Source organism: Allobosea sp. LjRoot9, assembly GCF_964252745.1.
Lineage (GTDB): Bacteria > Pseudomonadota > Alphaproteobacteria > Rhizobiales > Beijerinckiaceae > Allobosea.
The window spans coordinates 123,446-139,488 of record NZ_CAXUPC020000010.1; the positions used below are offsets into that span (position 1 = coordinate 123,446).

Below are 16,043 nucleotides of genomic sequence, written 5' to 3' on the forward strand. Positions count from 1 at the left end.
AAGGCGGCTTCTTGTGCCAGGGTGGCGTCCATGATAGCCGACGCCCGCATTGCACCGCAGGACGGCGCGCAGTCCCGAACGTCTTAATCCGGCCCGGGATTTCCTTAAGTCAGCCTTCAGATCATGATGGGACCGATGGCCAACGACATTCCCAACGGCAACGGCGCGCAAGCCCCCGAGACGGCTCCGAGCATGAGCGCCCTGATCCAGTACACCAAGGATTTCTCCTTCGAGAATCCCAAGGCGCCGCGCTCGCTCAGCCAGCAGACGCAGCAGGGACCGCAGATGTCGCTGCAGGTCAACGTCTCGACCGCTCCGCTCGGCGAGGACGATTACGAGACCGTGCTGCAGCTCGAGGGCAAGGCCGAGCTCGGCGGCGAGACGCTGTTCGCCTTCGATCTCAGCTATGGCGGCGTGTTCCGCATCCAGAACGTACCGCAGGAGCACATCCACCCTGTGCTGGTGATCGACTGCGCCCGCCTGCTCTTCCCCTTCGCCCGGCAGATCATCGCCGAGGCGGTCCAGAACGGCGGTTTCCCGCCCTTCTATGTGCCGTCGATCGATTTCGCGGCCTTGTTCCAGCAGCGCGTGCAGGAGCTCCAGGCCCAGGGCGCGCCGAACGCCTGAGCCTCGGGCAGCAAGACTTGCCGGCAGCATGAATTGTCACGGAAAGGGCCCTCACGGGCCCTTTTTCGTTGACGATATAGCTCGCTCCCCCCTTGCGGCAGGCCAGGGGAATTTCCATCTCGCGGAGCAGTCGACGGCGGACGCTCATTCGGGCGCCCGCCGTTTCGCGACATGAAGGAGCCGGGATGGACTATCTGATGACGCTTGCCGCCGACCCCACGGTGTGGGCTGCGCTCGGGGCATTGATCGCCATGGAAGTCGTCCTGGGCATCGACAACCTGATCTTCATCTCGATCCTGACCAACAAGCTGCCGGAGGCGCAGCGCGCGCGCGGCCGCAAGATCGGCATCGGGCTGGCGCTGATCCTGCGACTCGGCCTGCTCTCGACCGTCGCCATCATCGTGCAGTTGACCGCCCCGGTCTTCTCGGTGCTCGGCAAGGCCTTCTCCTGGCGCGACATCATCCTGATCGCCGGCGGCCTCTTCCTGGTCTGGAAGGCGACGAAGGAAATCCATCACAAGGTCGACGCCGATCACGGGCCCGACGTCTTCGACGGCGGCAAGGCGGCGGCCGTCACCTTCGGTGGCGTCATCGTCCAGATCCTGCTGCTCGACCTCGTCTTCTCCATCGACAGCATCATTACCGCCGTCGGCATGACCGATCATATCCCGGTGATGGTGATCGCCGTCGTCTTCGCGGTTCTGGTAATGCTGCTCGCGGCCGACCCGCTGGCGAGCTTCATCGAGCGCAACCCGACCATCGTGATGCTGGCGCTCGGCTTCCTGCTGATGATCGGCGGCACGCTGATCGGCGAGGGTTTTGGCGCGCATGTGCCCAAGGGCTACATCTACGCCGCCATGGCCTTCTCGGCTGCGATCGAGGGGCTGAACATGCTGTCGCGGCGCAGGACGAAGAGCTAGCGGCTCTTCAGGCCTCGTCGGTCAGGCCGAGATAGCCGCTCCAGAGCGGCGTCTTGAGCGTGCGGATGAAGGTCTCGTGGGCGGCGATGGTTGCGTCGTCGAGGCGGGAGGCGAGAGGCCGCTGGCGTTGCGGACGCTCGATCGCCGCGCCGCCGAGTCCGCCACCGTCACCCGCCATCGCGACGCCCAGGCCAAGCGAGGTCTGCTTGCCGCCGATCAGCTCGATATAGACCTCGGCCAGGATTTCGGAGTCGAGCAGCGCGCCGTGCTTGGTGCGCCTGGTGTTGTCGATGCCGTAGCGCGAGCAGAGCGCGTCCAGGCTGTTGGAGGCACCGGGATGCTTTCGACGCGCCATGGCCAGGGTGTCGACGACGCGGTGCTGTTCGATCGGCCCGTAGCTGAGCCGCTTCAGCTCCATATTGAGGAAGCCGATATCGAAGGCAGCATTGTGGATCACGAGCCGCGCATCGCCGATGAACTCGATGAAGCCATCGGCGATCGCCGCAAAGAGCGGCTTGTCGGAAAGGAAGGCTTCGGAGAGGCCGTGGACTCGGAAGGCGCCGTCCGGCATCGAGCGCCCGGGATTGATGTAGACGTGAAAATTGCGTCCGCTCGGGCAGTGATTGACCAGCTCGACGCAACCGATTTCGACGATGCGATCGCCGCCATTGGCTTCAACGCCGGTCGTCTCGGTATCGAGGACGATTTCACGCATGAGTGGCGCTCTCCACTGGAAGCCTGCGGCCGGGCCGGCCGGCAAGGACGCTCAGGATAGAACCCACCTGCCGCTGCGCGGCCAGCAGACCGCCGCCCGTGTCCACAAGGAAATGGGCGTGGCGGCGCTTCTGCGCATCCGGCATCTGGCGGGCGAGGATGGCGGCGAACTTCTCCTCCGTCATCTCCGGGCGCGCCAGGACGCGTGCGCGCTGGATCTCGGCCGGGGCTGTGACGACGAGCACGGCGTCGCAACGCCCCTGCCCGCCGGTCTCAAGCAGCAGCGGAATATCGAGCACGACAAGCCCTGCACCTGCCTTGCGGCTATTCCCGAGGAAGGCCTCCTCCTCCTCGCGAACGAGCGGATGGATGATGCCCTCCAGCCGCTTCAGCGCCTCCGCCTGTCCGACCACCGCCGCCGAGAGGCGCGCGCGATCGACCACGCCGTCGCGGACGACACCGGGAAAGGCCGCGCCGATCAATGGCGCGGCGCGGCCGCGATAGAGCGCATGGACACAGGCATCGGCATCATGCACCGGCACGCCGCGCGCGCGGAAGAAGGCCGCGGTCGTCGATTTCCCCATCCCGATCGAGCCGGTGAGTCCCAGGGTGAAGGTCATGGGATGAAGGTCATGGGGTGGCCATGGGGTCCTGCCGAATCAGGCCCCCAGGATATCCCTTTCGAGCCTTGCGCGCAGGGCCGGCGTCACCGCCGGCGTCACGCCGAACCAGCGCGTGAACCCGGGCACGGCCTGGTGCAGCAGCATGCCGAGGCCGTCGACGATGACGCCGCCGCGCTGTTCAGCCTGCGTCAGCAGCGCCGTCTTCAGCGGCACATAGACGATGTCGTCGACGATCGTGCCGGGGCGCAAGCGCACTAGGTCGAGAGAAAGCGATGGCTGGCCGTTCATGCCGAGCGAGGTCGTGTTGACGATGAGATCCGCCTCCCCGACCAATGCGTCGCGCTCGTCCCAGTCGCGCGCTTGCAGTTGCGCGCCGAGAACCCGGGCAAGCTCAGTGGCGCGCTCCCGGCCGCGATTGGCCAGGATGATGCGCGCCATGCCACGGCTCTTCAGGCCGTAGGCGATGGCGCGCGCCGCACCTCCCGCCCCGATCAGCAACGCCGTGCGAACCCTATCCTGCCAGCCCGGCACAATCGCATCGAGATGACCGAGGAAACCGGCAGCATCGGTGTTGTCGCCGTAAAGCCGCCCGTTCTCGCGCCAGATCGTATTGACCGCGCCAATGGCGCGCGCCGCCACGCTGACCTCGTCGAGCAAGGGCAGCACCGCTTCCTTATGCGGGACCGTGACATTGCCGCCAGCGAACTCGCCGGCCCGGATGCGCGCGACGAAGCCCGGCAGATCGGAGGGCGCGACATCGATGCGCTCATAGGAACCGTCGAGCCCGTGCTGCTCGAGCCAGGTTCCATGAATCAGCGGCGATCTCGAATGGGCGATCGGATGGCCGATGACGAAGCAGCGAAGAGTCATGGTGGATAGCGGTCCGAGGGATCAGTGCGCGAGCAGGCCGTGACCGCGCAAGGCAGCGAGAACGGCAAGGAGCGGCAGGCCGAGAATGGTGAAATGGTCGCCTTCGACCGTGTCGAAGAGCTGGGCGCCGAGCCCTTCGATCTGGTAGCCGCCGACGCTGGCGAAAGCGGACGGGCCCATCGCATCGACATAGCTCGCGATGAAATCCGGGCTCAAAGCGCGCATGGTCAGGCCGGCAGTCTGGACGCCCTGCGCAATCACCTCGCCGGCCTGCGCCAGGACGAAGGCCGAGCGCAACTGGTGTGTCCGGCCCGACAGCACGGCGATCTGGGCCCGGGCGGCGGCGGCGTCAGCGGGCTTGTGATGACTGACGCCCTCACAGATCAATGTCTGATCGGCGCCGAGCACGATGCGCCGGGCATGAGCCTTTGAGACCGCCAAGGTCTTGGCGCGCGCGAGCTCGACAGCGGCATCTTCAGCCGGCAGGCCTCGTTGCAGCAGGGAGGCCTCGACGGCGCGTTCGTCGATCTCGGGCTTGATCACCTCGACCGGAATTCCAGCCGCGCGCAGCATGTCGCGCCGCGTCGTGCTGCCCGAGGCCAGGACGAGCGGAACCGAGCCGAGCCAGAGCGCAGCGGCACCATTCATGTTGCGATGAACTTCATGCGGTGGTCGCGCAGGAGATCAAGGATCGCAGCCGCCGTCTCCTCGATCGAGCGGCGAGTGACGTCGATCACCGGCCAGCCCTTGCGGGCGCAAAGCCGACGCGATTGCGCGACCTCGTCGGCTACCATGGCGGGATCGACATAGGGCGTCTCGTCATCGGCCTTGAGCGAGAGCAGGCGGTTCTGCCGGATCTGGACGATGCGGTCGGCGCTGGCGACGAGGCCGACGACCAGCGGCTTCTTCAGAGCTTCGAGCTCTGGCGGCAATGGCACATTCGGCACGAGCGGGATGTTGGCGGTCTTGATGCCGCGATTGGCGAGATAGATCGAGGTCGGCGTCTTCGAGGTTCGGCTGATGCCGACCAGGATGATATCGGCGCTTTCGAGATCGCCGCCGAGCTGCCCGTCATCATGCAGCAGCGTGTAGTTCATCGCGTCGATGCGGCGGAAATATTCGGCGTTGAGGACGTGCTGGGCGCCTGGCTTCGGCGCCGAGGCCTGACCGAGATAGGACTGGAACAGCGAGAGCACCGGGTTGAGCACCGATAGGCAGGGGCAGCCGAGATCGCGACAAAACGCCTCGAGCCGCGCCGACCATTCCGGTTCGACCAGGGTGTAGAGCACGACGCCGGGCGAGGCCTCGATCTCTGCCAGCACGCGGGCGAGCTGCGCCTCGGAGCGGACGAGCGGATAGACATGCTCGATCGCCGAAACAGTCTCGTATTGCGCGGCGGCCGCGCGGCTGACCGCGATCAGCGTTTCGCCGGTCGCGTCCGAGACGAGGTGAAGGTGAAAATAATTGCGGGCCACGTTGGCTCCCGGATTAACGAACAGAGCCACCTCTAGAGCCGGATGATCTTAGATGGAATCACAAAGTGATCCCATCTGAGATCTGAATCCGTCTCTCATCAAAGAGTTAGAGCAGGATCAATGCGAAAAACCGGTGCCCACTTTTTCGCATCCTGCTCTGACGCGCTGAGCGGACAAAGCAAATTGGACCGGAAGGCCGTCGGCAGGGCGGGCGGATTCGCGGGGCGGGGGATGAGTGTGGACAACCGAGCGTCCCGGAGGCCTCCGGGACGCGGCGTGTATAACCCGCCATTTCGATCAACAGGCAAAGGGCTGTGGTCAGGTTGAACGATGTTTCACGTGAATCATTTTCGAGGCCGGAAGCCCGACCCCAAATCCAATTGGTTAAGAAAGCCTTAACGACCTCGATCGCCATTGCCACATTCCGGCCATGAGGGTCCAAGAGCTGTGGACCAGCTGTGGATGGCTTTGCGGCTAAGCCTGTGCCTGCCCCCAAGAGTCAAAAAAGAAGATTCTCTCTCAAGAATCATATTTAGAAGAGATCGAGAGCGATGGTCTGGACCCGAGAATGTCGACGCATAGCAAACCGGTTTTCCTGCGGGCACTCGATGGAGAGACACTGGTCACTCCTCCGCTCTGGCTGATGCGTCAGGCTGGCCGATATCTGCCGGAGTATCGCGAGCTTCGCGCCAAGGCCGGAAGCTTCCTCGCGCTTTGCTACAATCCCGAAATGGCTGCCGAGGTCACCTTGCAGCCGATCCGGCGTTTCGGTTTCGATGCAGCGATCCTGTTCTCGGACATTCTCGTCGTTCCGCAAGCGCTCGGGCAGGCCCTCTGGTTCGCCGAAGGCGAAGGTCCGCGCCTCGAGCCGGTAGCGGATGAGGAGCGCCTCCGCGCCATTGATGGGCAAGCTGACCAAGACAAGCTTGCGCCGATCATCGAGACCGTGCGCCGGGTGAGAGCGGCTCTGCCCAGGGAGACCGCGCTCATCGGCTTCTGTGGCGCGCCCTGGACCGTGGCGACCTATATGGTGGCCGGTCGAGGCACTCCGGATCAGGGGCCGGCGAAAGAGCTGTTCATGCGCGACCCGGATCTCTTCCAGCGCCTGATCGACCGGATCGTCGTCTCGTCGATCGACTATCTCAACGCCCAGATCGAAGCCGGCGTCGATGCCGTCCAGATCTTCGACAGCTGGGCCGGATCGCTGGGGCCGGCCGAGTTCGAGCGCTGGTGCATTGCGCCGACGAAGCGGATCGTCGAGGGTGTGCGGGCGCGTCATCCCCAGACCCGCATCATCGGGTTTCCGCGCGGAGCCGGCGCGCTCATTCCGGGTTATGTCACGGCAACGGGCGTCGACGTCGCTGGACTCGAAACCGATATCGACCGTGATTTCGCGCGTGACGCGATCCAGTCACTGGTGCCTGTCCAGGGCCATCTCGATCCGTTGATCCTGCGCGCAGGCGGACCGGAGCTGGAACGCGAGGTTGCCGCGATCAGATCGGCTTTCGGCGCCAGGCCTTTCGTTTTCAATCTGGGTCACGGCATTTTGCCCGACACCCCGATCGCGCATGTCGAGCGGCTGATTGCCGCCGTCAGGGCCTGAGGGAGGACCATCGCAATGTATGAATGGATCAAGGCCTTTCACGTCATGGCGGTGATCGCCTGGATGGCGAGCATGCTCTATCTGCCGCGCCTGATGGTCTATCATGCGGAAGCGCAGACCGGGTCGATCCAGTCCGAGACCTTCAAGATCATGGAGCGGCGGCTGCTCAAGGGCATCATGACGCCCTCGATGATCGTGACCTGGATCCTGGGCCTTTACCTCGCCTGGTCGGCCTTCGGCTTCAAGGGCGGCTGGTTGCACGGCAAGATCCTGCTGGTCTTCATCCTGTCGGGCATTCATGGCTATCTGGCGGGACGGGTTCGCGCCTTCGCCGAGGATCGCAACCTCAAGAGCGCGCGGTTCTATCGTATCATCAACGAGGTTCCGGCCGTCTTGATGGCGCTGATCGTGATCCTCGTCATCGTCAAACCGTTCTGAATTTCACGTCGGCTTGATCGGTTTTCTAGAGTTGAAGAGTGAGAGCAGGATCGATTGCGAAAAACCGGTTCCCACTTTTTCGCATCCTGCTCTAAGGGGGACGGCGCCGTGTCGTTTCCCGCTTGAGCCCAGGTGAGAATCCCGCTATCAAGCCCCTGCGCTCGTTTGGCGTATTCCCTGTTGCCGATGGTTCGTGAGCCCGCTGCCTGCGCAGACGCTCATGGCGCGCAACCGCAACGCTGGTCCGTCCTGGACCTGACGTTCTTCTCCGTTACCTCCTGACCCCTGTTCGTTTCGCAGGGGCTTTCACGATCCGGGTGCCCCATGCGGGAAATCAAGCTCCAAGACCTCAAGGTCAAATCTCCGACCGAACTTCTGACCTTCTCCGAGGGGCTCGAGGTCGAGAACGCCAGCACGATGCGCAAGCAGGAGCTGATGTTCGCGATCCTGAAGCAGCTTGCGGCGAAGGACACCGAGATCCTCGGCGAGGGTGTGGTCGAGGTCCTGCCTGACGGTTTCGGCTTCCTGCGCTCGTCGGATTCGAACTATCTGCCCGGTCCCGACGACATCTATGTCTCGCCGACGCAGATCCGCAAATTCGGCTTGCGCACCGGCGATACGGTCGAAGGCCCGATCCGCGGCCCCAAGGATGGCGAACGCTATTTCGCGCTGCTCAAGGTCAATACGATCAATTTCGAGGATCCCGAGCGGATCAAGCACAAGATCAATTTCGACAATCTGACGCCACTCTATCCCGATGAGCGCCTGCGCATGGAAGTGCCGGACGCGACGAAGAAGGATTTCTCGGCCCGCGTCATCGACATCGTTTCGCCGATCGGCAAGGGCCAGCGCGCCCTGATCGTGGCGCCGCCGCGCACCGGCAAGACCGTGCTGCTGCAGAACATCGCGCAGTCGATCACGACCAACCATCCGGAATGCTATCTGATCGTGCTGCTGATCGACGAGCGGCCCGAGGAAGTCACCGACATGCAGCGCTCGGTGAAGGGCGAGGTCGTCTCCTCGACCTTCGACGAGCCGGCCTCGCGTCACGTCCAGGTCGCCGAGATGGTCATCGAGAAGGCCAAGCGCCTGGTCGAGCATGGCCGCGACGTCGTCATCCTGCTCGATTCGATCACGCGTCTGGGCCGTGCCTACAACACCGTGGTGCCCTCCTCCGGCAAGGTGCTGACCGGTGGTGTCGACGCCAACGCCCTGCAGCGGCCAAAGCGCTTCTTCGGCGCGGCGCGTAATATCGAAGAGGGCGGCTCGCTGACCATCGTCGCGACCGCGCTGATCGATACCGGCAGCCGCATGGATGAAGTCATCTTCGAAGAGTTCAAGGGCACCGGCAACTCCGAGGTGATCCTCGACCGCAAGGTCGCCGACAAGCGCATCTTCCCGGCGATCGACATCCTCAAATCCGGCACCCGTAAGGAAGAGCTCATCACGCCCAAGGATGTGCTGGCCAAGACCTATGTGCTGCGCCGTATCCTGAACCCGATGGGCCCGCAGGACGCGATCGAGTTCCTGATGGACAAGCTGCGCCAGACCAAACAGAACGCCGACTTCTTCGACTCGATGAACACCTGATTTTCCTCTCGGAGGAGAAGGTATCCGCTCAGCTGGTGGATGTGGGAAGGGCCGTGCAAGCGGCCCTTTTCTTTTTGGAGTGGCGTGGCTTAGCGGGCCAAGGGCAAGGCTTTAAAGTCAGGCGATCGTGCTGAGGTGATTTGCGATACGTCGACTTTCAGAGCATTTTCGAGCGAAGTGGATACCGGTTCGCGTGAAGAAAACGCGTTAAAACAAGGAGCTAGAGCATTTCCGCGATTCAGAGAAACGCGGAAATGCTCTAGGAAAGGTCGTGCGGTTTCAGCGGCCCTCAGCGACGGCCTGCGCCAATCGATTCGGCTCCGTGACGGGCGGCAGGCAGCGGCCGGCAAAGCAGATGAAGGCCGCTCCTGTGCCCGCTTGCCGCGCCATTGCGGCAGCTGGATGCTCGGCCGGCAGGTTCGAGGCATCCGGGCAGTCGACCAGGGTCGTCGCCGTATAGGGCAGGGCGAGTGCCGCCTGGTGCAGCGCCGCCCGCTGCGACCCTGCCAGCACGATCTCCACACCATGCCGCGCCAGATCATAGGCGTTCAGGATCGAGCCATGCGCCATGGGCGCGCGTTCGGCTGCGGCCAGTGCTACGCCAAGGAATGCCTCGGCGCGATCGCGATCCTCCACATCACTGCTCTTGATCGCCAGGCGCAGCAGATTGCTGGCGTGAATCCCGTTGGCGTTGGGCACGGCGTCGTCATGGGTCGGGCGCGGTATGACCGGCAAGCCCTTGTTTTCCATAAGAGTCATACCGAGTAGATCCGTGGTGCTGCTGAGGTAGTGCCGCTGCAGATGGGCGCTCCAGCGCCGGGCATCGTCGAGGTAGTGCTGCTCGAATGTCGCGTCGTGCAGCGCCAGTGCGGCGTCCGCCATGGCGGCGTGGTCGAGCGCGAAGCCGGGCTTGATCAGGCGACCTTTGCGATAGGAATGGGCGAGCCCGTCGCCATCGGCCATGGATTCGGCGACGAAATGGTAGGCGCGCCGGGCAAGGGCGAGCCAGTCCTTATGGCCGAGCAGGCCGGATGCCCGCGTCAGCGCCGCGATCATCATGCCGTTCCAGTCGGTCAGGATCTTGTCGTCGCGGGCGGGCGGAATCCGCTTGGCCCGGATCGCCAGCAATCGCTCACGGATATCGGCCAGGACGGTTGCCGTCTCCGAATCGGGATCCGGGGTTTCCAGGCGATTGAGGATGGTGACCTCTTCCCAATTGCCGTGCGCGGTCACGTCGTAATGGAGCGCGAGCAGGCGGGCCTCTTCCTCCGAGAGATGCGTTTCGAGCTCGTGCGCGGTCCAGACATAGAACTTGCCCTCGACGCCCTCGGAATCGGCATCGAGGCTGGCGGCGAAAGCACCCTCCGCCAACAGCATGTCGCGTGCGAGCCAGGCGACGATGCCCTCAGTCGCCATCCCCATCAGCGGATCGCCGCTGCGGGCCGCCTCCAAAGCGTAGAGGTTGAGCAATTGGGCGTTGTCATAGAGCATCTTTTCGAAATGCGGGGCGAGCCAGCGCTCATCGACGGAATAGCGGGCGAAGCCGCCGCCGAGATGGTCATGGATGCCTCCGCGCGCCATCTGCTCCAATGTCTTACGGGCAGGCTCCAACGTTGCAGTAGAGCCGGTTCGCGCGCCATGGCGCCAGAGCGCCTCGATCAGGCCGGGATTAGGGAATTTCGGCGCGCCGCGCAGGCCGCCATGATGCGGGTCGAAGGCGCCGGCGATCTGGCCCGCCAGCGCATCGAGATCGGGCTCACCTGCCCCGGTCGTGGCAAAAGCATCGGCTTGCGTAAGGGCGGCTCGAATGGCGGCGGCGTTGCGGGCGATGCGGTCGGGATCCTGCCGGTGGATTGCCGCGAGCTGTTTCAGCACGCCGGTGAAGGAGGGCCGGCCATAGCGCGCTTCCGGTGGGAAATAGGTGCCGCCCCAGAACGGGTCGCCATCGGCGGTCAGGAACATGGTCAGCGGCCAACCGCCCTGCTCGCCCAGGCTGTGCAGCGCGCTCATATAGACATGGTCGATATCGGGTCTTTCCTCGCGGTCGACCTTGATGTTCACGAAGAGCTCGTTCATCACCGCCGCGGTTGCGGGGTCCTCGAAACTTTCATGCGCCATGACATGACACCAATGGCAGGCGGCGTAACCGACCGAGAGCAGAACCGGCCGGCCGCTGCGCTTGGCCTCGGCGAAGGCGGCCTCGCTCCATTCCCACCAGTGAACCGGATTGTCCTTATGCTGCAGGAGATAGGGGCTGGCGGCATCCGCGAGACGGTTCATCGGCGTGGCTTTCCGGCCGGGCGCCAAGGCGAGGTTGGGGCCGGGCGCAGCATGGTGTTCGAGAGATGAGCGACGCAGCAGCCTATCCGACGATCGTCGCCCTGTCCTCCGGCAGCGGCCGGGCGGGTGTCGCCGTCATCCGGATATCCGGCTCGCGGGTTCGATTCGTGCTCGAAACGATCGCGGGCAGAATCCCTGCGCCACGCCATGCCGTCTTGCGGCAACTGCGCGACGAGGCCGGCGAAGTCATCGATACCGGGCTTGTGCTGTATTTTCCCGCGCCGGCGAGCTTTTCGGGCGAGGATATCGCCGAGTTCCAGGTTCACGGCGCAAGGGCCGTGATTGCCCGTCTGCTGAACGTCCTGACGCATCTGCCCGGGGTGAGATTGGCGGAGCCGGGTGAATTCACCCGGCGGGCCTTTGAAGCTGGGAAGCTCGATCTCGCCGCCGTCGAAGGTCTGGCGGACCTGATCGATTCGGAAACGGAATGGCAGCGTCGGCAGGCGTTGCGCCAGATGACCGGCACACTCGGCAAGCAAGCAGCGGCGTGGCGGAGCCGGTTGATCGAGGCGATGGCGCTGCTTGCTGCGGATATCGACTTCTCCGATGAGGGCGATGTCTCGGGGCCGCTGGTTGATGAGGCGCTGGCGATCGCAGCAGGCATCGTCGCGGAACTGCGCGAGGCTCTAGGCAGCTTTGCCATGGGCGAGCGCGTCCGCGAGGGTTTCGTCGTGGTCCTCGCCGGCCCGCCCAATGCCGGCAAGTCGAGCCTGCTCAACGCGCTCGCCCGCCGCGATGTCGCCATCGTCTCGGCCATGGCGGGCACGACGCGCGATGCGATCGAGGTGCGGCTCGATCTGGCGGGTTTGCCGGTCACGCTGGTCGATACAGCGGGTTTGCGCGAAAGCACTGAGGCAATCGAAGCCGAGGGCGTCAGGCGGGCCTTGGAGCTGGTCGCGCGAGCGGATCTTGTTCTCAAGCTTCGAGCAATCGATTCGCCTCCGGATCGTTTCGTCTCGATTCAAAAGACGCTCTGCATCGCCACGAAGGCCGATCTGGCAAGCGATCCGGCAAGTCAGGCTTTGCCCGGCGAGATCGCGGTTTCGTCTCAGACGGGCGCCGGTCTGGATGACCTGCTGGCGAGCATTGTCGCCGAACTCGGGTCGCTCTCGCAGCCTGAGCCGGCATTGCTGACGCGTGAGCGGCACCGGGTCGCGGTGTCCGATGCCGTGCTTGCGCTGGAGCGCGCGATCGATGCCCGGCATGGCCAGGTCGAGTTGCTGGCCGAAGAGGTTCGCCTGGCCGTGACGGCGCTGGAGCGCCTGGTCGGGCGTATCGATGTCGAGGATGTTCTCGACCAGCTCTTTTCCGGCTTCTGCATCGGAAAATAGCAAGCGGACGGCATCGCCTCCATAATTCGGGCCGTTTCACGTGAAACGACGGGTCATCGCCTTATAATCATTGACCCCCGGCCCGGGCTTCGCTAGCGAATCCGCATGTCTCTTCCTGTTGTCGAAACGTGCTACGACGTGATCGTGGTCGGTGGCGGCCATGCCGGCGCCGAGGCGGCGAGCGCAGCCGCACGGCTTGGTGCGCGCACGGCATTGATCACGCACCGGCCGGAGACGATCGGCGTGATGTCCTGCAATCCCGCGATAGGCGGCCTCGGCAAGGGTCATCTTGTCCGCGAGATCGATGCGCTTGATGGCGTGATGGCGCGGGCAGCCGACCGGGCCGGCATTCAGTTCCGCATGCTGAACCGCCGCAAAGGCCCGGCCGTGCGCGGTCCGAGGGCCCAGGCGGATCGCAAGCTTTATCGCCTGGCTGTTCAGGATTTGTTAGCCGAACAGGGCAATCTCGAGATTGTCGCCGGCGAGGTGTTCGATATCGCGATCGGGAACGGCCAGGTCGAGGCCGTGATTTTGGCGGATGGACGTCGATTCGCTACCGGAACGGCCGTGTTGACGACCGGAACATTCCTGCGCGGCTTGATCCATATCGGCGAGGCCAAGATTCCGGCTGGGCGTGTCGATGAGGCGCCTTCGCTGGGGTTGTCCGCGACCCTGGAGCGTTATGGCTTCCCGCTTGGCCGCCTCAAGACGGGCACCCCACCGCGCCTGGATGGGCGCACGATTGATTGGGCGGCGCTCGAAATGCAGGCGGGCGATGATCCACCTGAGCCGTTCTCGGCGTTGACCACGGCGATCACCACGCCGCAGATTTCCTGCGGGATCACGCGTACGACTTTGGCGACTCATGACCTGATCCGCGCCAATTTACATCGCGCTCCGATGTTTTCCGGCCAGATCGAAGGCCGCGGGCCACGCTACTGTCCCTCGATCGAGGACAAGGTCGGGCGCTTCGGCGATCGCGACGGCCATCAGATCTTCCTCGAGCCCGAGGGGCTTGACGATGACACGGTCTATCCAAATGGGATTTCGACCTCCTTGCCGGAGGATGTGCAGCTCGGCGTGCTCAAGACGATTCCAGGCCTGGAGCGCGCGACGATGCTGCGCCCCGGCTATGCGATCGAGTATGACTTCGTCGATCCACGCGCCCTAAAGAACACGCTGGAGACGCGTGCGGTCCGTGGCCTGTTCCTGGCGGGCCAGATCAACGGCACGACGGGTTATGAGGAGGCCGGCGCGCAAGGGCTGTTCGCCGGTTTGAACGCTGCGCGCCGGGCCGGCGGGGCCGAGCCGACCGCGTTCGAGCGCACCACCTCCTATATCGGGGTTCTGGTCGACGATCTGGTCACGCGCGGCGTTACGGAGCCGTACCGAATGTTTACGTCGCGGGCGGAGTTTCGGCTGTCATTGCGCGTCGACAACGCCGATGAGCGCTTGACGCCGCTTGGCCTGGAGCTTGGCCTGGTGAGCTCGCTGCGTGGCGACCATTTCGAGGCCCGGCGGGCCGCTATCGCGCAATTGCAGGCCCGATTGAAGGATGTCTGGGTGACGCCGCAGCAGGCGGAGGCAGTTGGGCTTCATCTCAATCGCGATGGTCTGCGGCGAAGCGCCTACCAGCTGCTCTCCTATCCCGATATTGGGTATGAGAGCCTTGCGACGATCTGGCCGGATCTCGCCGATTTTGATCCGTCGGTTGTTTCACGTGTGACAGCGGATGCGGTCTATTCGGTCTATCTCGACCGCCAATCCGCAGAGATCCAGGCCTATAAGCGCGATCAGGCGTTGAAGGTGCCGGAAGATCTCGATCTCGACGGCATCTCGGGCTTGTCCAACGAGATCAAGCTGAAGCTGAACGCGGAGCGGCCGGCCGATCTCGCCCAAGCGGCGCGGATCGAAGGCATGACGCCTGCCGCGCTGACGCTGTTGGCAGCGCATGCGCGGCGCGGACGTCGCCAGCGCACTCCTGAACCGATCGCGTGATGACTATTATGTTTCATGGCTGTTGATAAAAGCGACAGGGCGCATGCTTTGCGCTTGACGCCTGTTTCACGTGAAACAGAGGAGCGCCTGGCGATTCTCGTTGCCGAGCTCGAGCGCTGGCAGGCGGCAAAGAATCTGGTGTCTTCGGGCACATTGAAGGATGTCTGGACGCGCCATATCGCCGATTCGCTGCAACTCTTCGATCTGGCGCGAGACTCGCAGCGCTGGCTCGACCTCGGCTCCGGCGGCGGTTTTCCCGGATTGGTGATCGGCATTTGCCTGGCGGAGCGGGGAGCCGGCGAGATCCATCTTGTCGAGAGCAACAGCCGCAAATGCGCCTTCCTGCGCCATGCAGCGCGTTTGACGGGGGCACCGGTCAGGGTTCACAATGCGCGGATCGAGGATGCCGTCGGCGATTTTGCGGGCAAGATCGACGTGGTTTGTGCGCGAGCTCTGGCGCCGTTGCCGCTGCTGCTGGACTGGTGCAAAGACCTGTTGAGAACAGGGGCCCTGGGGCTCTTTCCCAAGGGACAACATCTAGATGCCGAATTGACCGACGCGTCTAAATATTGGAAGATTCAGGCCTCAACGGTTTCTTCCGTGACAGACAGCGCCGCGCGCATCCTGATGGTTCGTGCGGTCGAGAAGCGGGCCGATTCATGACCGATCTTACCCCTATTGTCCTGCCGCGCAGTCCGCGCGTGCTGGCGCTCGCGAATCAGAAGGGCGGCGTCGGCAAGACGACGACCGCGATCAATCTCGGCACGGCGCTGGCGGCGATCGGCGAAAAGGTGCTGATCGTCGACCTCGACCCGCAAGGCAATGCGTCGACGGGACTCGGCATCGATCGCAGAAGCCGCAAATCCTCGACCTATGATGTTCTGTGCGGCGATGTCGGTCTTGGGCAAGCGATGCAGGAGACGGCCGTCCCGGGCTTGTTCCTGGCGCCGTCGACGCTGGATCTGCTTGGCGTCGAGCTTGAGATCGCCTCCTCCAAGGATCGCGCCCATCGCCTGAAGAACGCGATCGACGAGTTGGTCTATGATCAGCGCTGCTCCGACCTGACATATGTGCTGATCGATTGCCCGCCCTCGCTGAGCCTGATCACCATCAATGCGATGACGGCTGCGGATGCGGTGCTGGTGCCGCTGCAATGCGAGTTCTTTGCCTTGGAAGGCTTGAGCCAGCTGCTGAAGACCGTCGAGCAGGTCCGCAACGGCCTCAACCCGCGCCTGATCATCCAGGGCGTGGTTTTGACGATGTACGATCCGCGCAACAACCTGTCGGGCCAGGTGATGGCGGATGTCCGCGAATTCCTCGGCGACAAGGTCTATGAGACCGTGATCCCGCGCAATGTCCGGGTCTCGGAGGCACCGTCCTATGGCAAGCCGGCGCTGCTTTATGATCTGCGCTGTTCGGGTTCGCAGGCCTATCTGAAGCTGGCCTCCGAGGTGATCAAGCGCGAGCGCGTTCTGCGCGCAGCAGCCTGAACCACGACGAAAAGACGAGAGAGT

At 64.0% G+C, this 16,043-nt stretch carries 15 protein-coding genes; 9 read left to right on the forward strand and 6 right to left on the reverse strand.

Translation table 11 applies throughout. The features are described 5' to 3' along the window. The first annotated feature begins 135 nt into the window (after positions 1 to 135). Both secB and ACSQ3P_RS27110 read left to right on the forward strand, forming a co-directional pair. Entirely contained in the window at positions 136 to 627 is a 492-nt protein-coding gene (secB, locus tag ACSQ3P_RS27105) for a protein-export chaperone SecB (RefSeq protein WP_069689089.1), read from the forward strand. Between the two features lie 185 nt (positions 628 to 812). Further along, positions 813 to 1,547 (forward strand): TerC family protein, encoded by a 735-nt coding sequence (locus ACSQ3P_RS27110; protein ID WP_436168559.1) that lies wholly within the window; start codon positions 813 to 815, stop codon positions 1,545 to 1,547. A gap of 7 nt (positions 1,548 to 1,554) precedes the next feature. On the opposite strand, the gene dnaQ is transcribed toward ACSQ3P_RS27110, so the two are convergent. Genes dnaQ through ACSQ3P_RS27135 form a run of 5 tightly spaced genes read right to left on the reverse strand, consistent with a single transcriptional unit; the run spans position 1,555 to position 5,229 of the window. Continuing rightward, positions 1,555 to 2,262, reverse strand: a complete 708-nt coding sequence (gene dnaQ, locus ACSQ3P_RS27115; RefSeq protein WP_436168560.1) for a DNA polymerase III subunit epsilon — start codon at positions 2,260 to 2,262, stop codon at positions 1,555 to 1,557. Further along, complete coding sequence (coaE, locus tag ACSQ3P_RS27120) at positions 2,255 to 2,881, reverse strand: dephospho-CoA kinase (protein WP_436168561.1); 627 nt, start codon at positions 2,879 to 2,881, stop codon at positions 2,255 to 2,257. The genes dnaQ and coaE overlap by 8 nt, the downstream gene beginning before the upstream one ends. A gap of 39 nt (positions 2,882 to 2,920) precedes the next feature. Beyond that, positions 2,921 to 3,754, reverse strand: a complete 834-nt coding sequence (locus ACSQ3P_RS27125; protein WP_436168562.1) for a shikimate dehydrogenase — start codon at positions 3,752 to 3,754, stop codon at positions 2,921 to 2,923. A gap of 21 nt (positions 3,755 to 3,775) precedes the next feature. Next, complete coding sequence (locus ACSQ3P_RS27130) at positions 3,776 to 4,402, reverse strand: Maf family protein (RefSeq protein WP_436168563.1); 627 nt, start codon at positions 4,400 to 4,402, stop codon at positions 3,776 to 3,778. Further along, positions 4,399 to 5,229 (reverse strand): pyruvate, water dikinase regulatory protein, encoded by an 831-nt coding sequence (locus tag ACSQ3P_RS27135; protein ID WP_069693372.1) that lies wholly within the window; start codon positions 5,227 to 5,229, stop codon positions 4,399 to 4,401. Before ACSQ3P_RS27135 ends, ACSQ3P_RS27130 begins: the two co-directional genes overlap by 4 nt. 568 nt (positions 5,230 to 5,797) lie before the next feature. On the opposite strand from ACSQ3P_RS27135, the gene hemE reads away from it, so the two are divergent. The 3 genes from hemE to rho all read left to right on the forward strand — a co-directional run bounded on the left by hemE (position 5,798) and on the right by rho (position 8,860). Then, positions 5,798 to 6,832, forward strand: a complete 1,035-nt coding sequence (gene hemE, locus ACSQ3P_RS27140) for a uroporphyrinogen decarboxylase (protein ID WP_436168564.1) — start codon at positions 5,798 to 5,800, stop codon at positions 6,830 to 6,832. A 9-nt stretch (positions 6,833 to 6,841) separates the two neighbouring features. Continuing rightward, positions 6,842 to 7,270, forward strand: coding sequence for a protoporphyrinogen oxidase HemJ (gene hemJ, locus ACSQ3P_RS27145; RefSeq protein WP_436168640.1), 429 nt, complete (start codon positions 6,842 to 6,844; stop codon positions 7,268 to 7,270). Positions 7,271 to 7,594: 324 nt separating this feature from the next. Then, positions 7,595 to 8,860: a transcription termination factor Rho gene (rho, locus tag ACSQ3P_RS27150; protein WP_069689081.1), complete on the forward strand. Its 1,266-nt coding sequence runs from the start codon at positions 7,595 to 7,597 to the stop codon at positions 8,858 to 8,860. 279 nt (positions 8,861 to 9,139) lie between these two features. On the opposite strand, the gene ACSQ3P_RS27155 is transcribed toward rho, so the two are convergent. Continuing rightward, complete coding sequence (locus tag ACSQ3P_RS27155) at positions 9,140 to 11,140, reverse strand: thioredoxin domain-containing protein (protein ID WP_436168565.1); 2,001 nt, start codon at positions 11,138 to 11,140, stop codon at positions 9,140 to 9,142. A 65-nt stretch (positions 11,141 to 11,205) separates the two neighbouring features. Here ACSQ3P_RS27155 and mnmE point away from each other — a divergent pair, with 65 nt between their 5' ends. The 4 genes from mnmE to ACSQ3P_RS27175 all read left to right on the forward strand — a co-directional run bounded on the left by mnmE (position 11,206) and on the right by ACSQ3P_RS27175 (position 16,019). Beyond that, positions 11,206 to 12,531, forward strand: coding sequence for a tRNA uridine-5-carboxymethylaminomethyl(34) synthesis GTPase MnmE (gene mnmE, locus ACSQ3P_RS27160; RefSeq protein WP_436168566.1), 1,326 nt, complete (start codon positions 11,206 to 11,208; stop codon positions 12,529 to 12,531). 105 nt (positions 12,532 to 12,636) lie between these two features. After that, positions 12,637 to 14,529, forward strand: coding sequence for a tRNA uridine-5-carboxymethylaminomethyl(34) synthesis enzyme MnmG (gene mnmG, locus ACSQ3P_RS27165; RefSeq protein ID WP_436168567.1), 1,893 nt, complete (start codon positions 12,637 to 12,639; stop codon positions 14,527 to 14,529). Positions 14,530 to 14,544: 15 nt separating this feature from the next. After that, the gene (rsmG, locus tag ACSQ3P_RS27170; RefSeq protein WP_436168568.1) at positions 14,545 to 15,192 is read left to right on the forward strand and encodes a 16S rRNA (guanine(527)-N(7))-methyltransferase RsmG; all 648 of its coding nucleotides are present in this window, start codon (positions 14,545 to 14,547) and stop codon (positions 15,190 to 15,192) included. Beyond that, on the forward strand, positions 15,189 to 16,019 hold the full coding sequence (locus ACSQ3P_RS27175) for a ParA family protein (RefSeq protein ID WP_436168569.1): 831 nt from the start codon (positions 15,189 to 15,191) through the stop codon (positions 16,017 to 16,019). The genes rsmG and ACSQ3P_RS27175 overlap by 4 nt, the downstream gene beginning before the upstream one ends. Positions 16,020 to 16,043 lie beyond the last annotated feature (24 nt).

Coding starts and splice junctions, on each gene's coding strand:
- secB (WP_069689089.1), top strand. CDS start 136: ATGGCCAACGACATTCCCAACGGCAACGGCGCGCAAGCCCCCGAGACG.
- ACSQ3P_RS27110 (WP_436168559.1), top strand. CDS start 813: ATGGACTATCTGATGACGCTTGCCGCCGACCCCACGGTGTGGGCTGCG.
- dnaQ (WP_436168560.1), bottom strand. CDS start 2,262: ATGCGTGAAATCGTCCTCGATACCGAGACGACCGGCGTTGAAGCCAAT.
- coaE (WP_436168561.1), bottom strand. CDS start 2,881: ATGACCTTCACCCTGGGACTCACCGGCTCGATCGGGATGGGGAAATCG.
- ACSQ3P_RS27125 (WP_436168562.1), bottom strand. CDS start 3,754: ATGACTCTTCGCTGCTTCGTCATCGGCCATCCGATCGCCCATTCGAGA.
- ACSQ3P_RS27130 (WP_436168563.1), bottom strand. CDS start 4,402: ATGAATGGTGCCGCTGCGCTCTGGCTCGGCTCGGTTCCGCTCGTCCTG.
- hemE (WP_436168564.1), top strand. CDS start 5,798: ATGTCGACGCATAGCAAACCGGTTTTCCTGCGGGCACTCGATGGAGAG.
- rho (WP_069689081.1), top strand. CDS start 7,595: ATGCGGGAAATCAAGCTCCAAGACCTCAAGGTCAAATCTCCGACCGAA.
- ACSQ3P_RS27155 (WP_436168565.1), bottom strand. CDS start 11,140: ATGAACCGTCTCGCGGATGCCGCCAGCCCCTATCTCCTGCAGCATAAG.
- mnmE (WP_436168566.1), top strand. CDS start 11,206: ATGAGCGACGCAGCAGCCTATCCGACGATCGTCGCCCTGTCCTCCGGC.
- mnmG (WP_436168567.1), top strand. CDS start 12,637: ATGTCTCTTCCTGTTGTCGAAACGTGCTACGACGTGATCGTGGTCGGT.
- rsmG (WP_436168568.1), top strand. CDS start 14,545: ATGGCTGTTGATAAAAGCGACAGGGCGCATGCTTTGCGCTTGACGCCT.
- ACSQ3P_RS27175 (WP_436168569.1), top strand. CDS start 15,189: ATGACCGATCTTACCCCTATTGTCCTGCCGCGCAGTCCGCGCGTGCTG.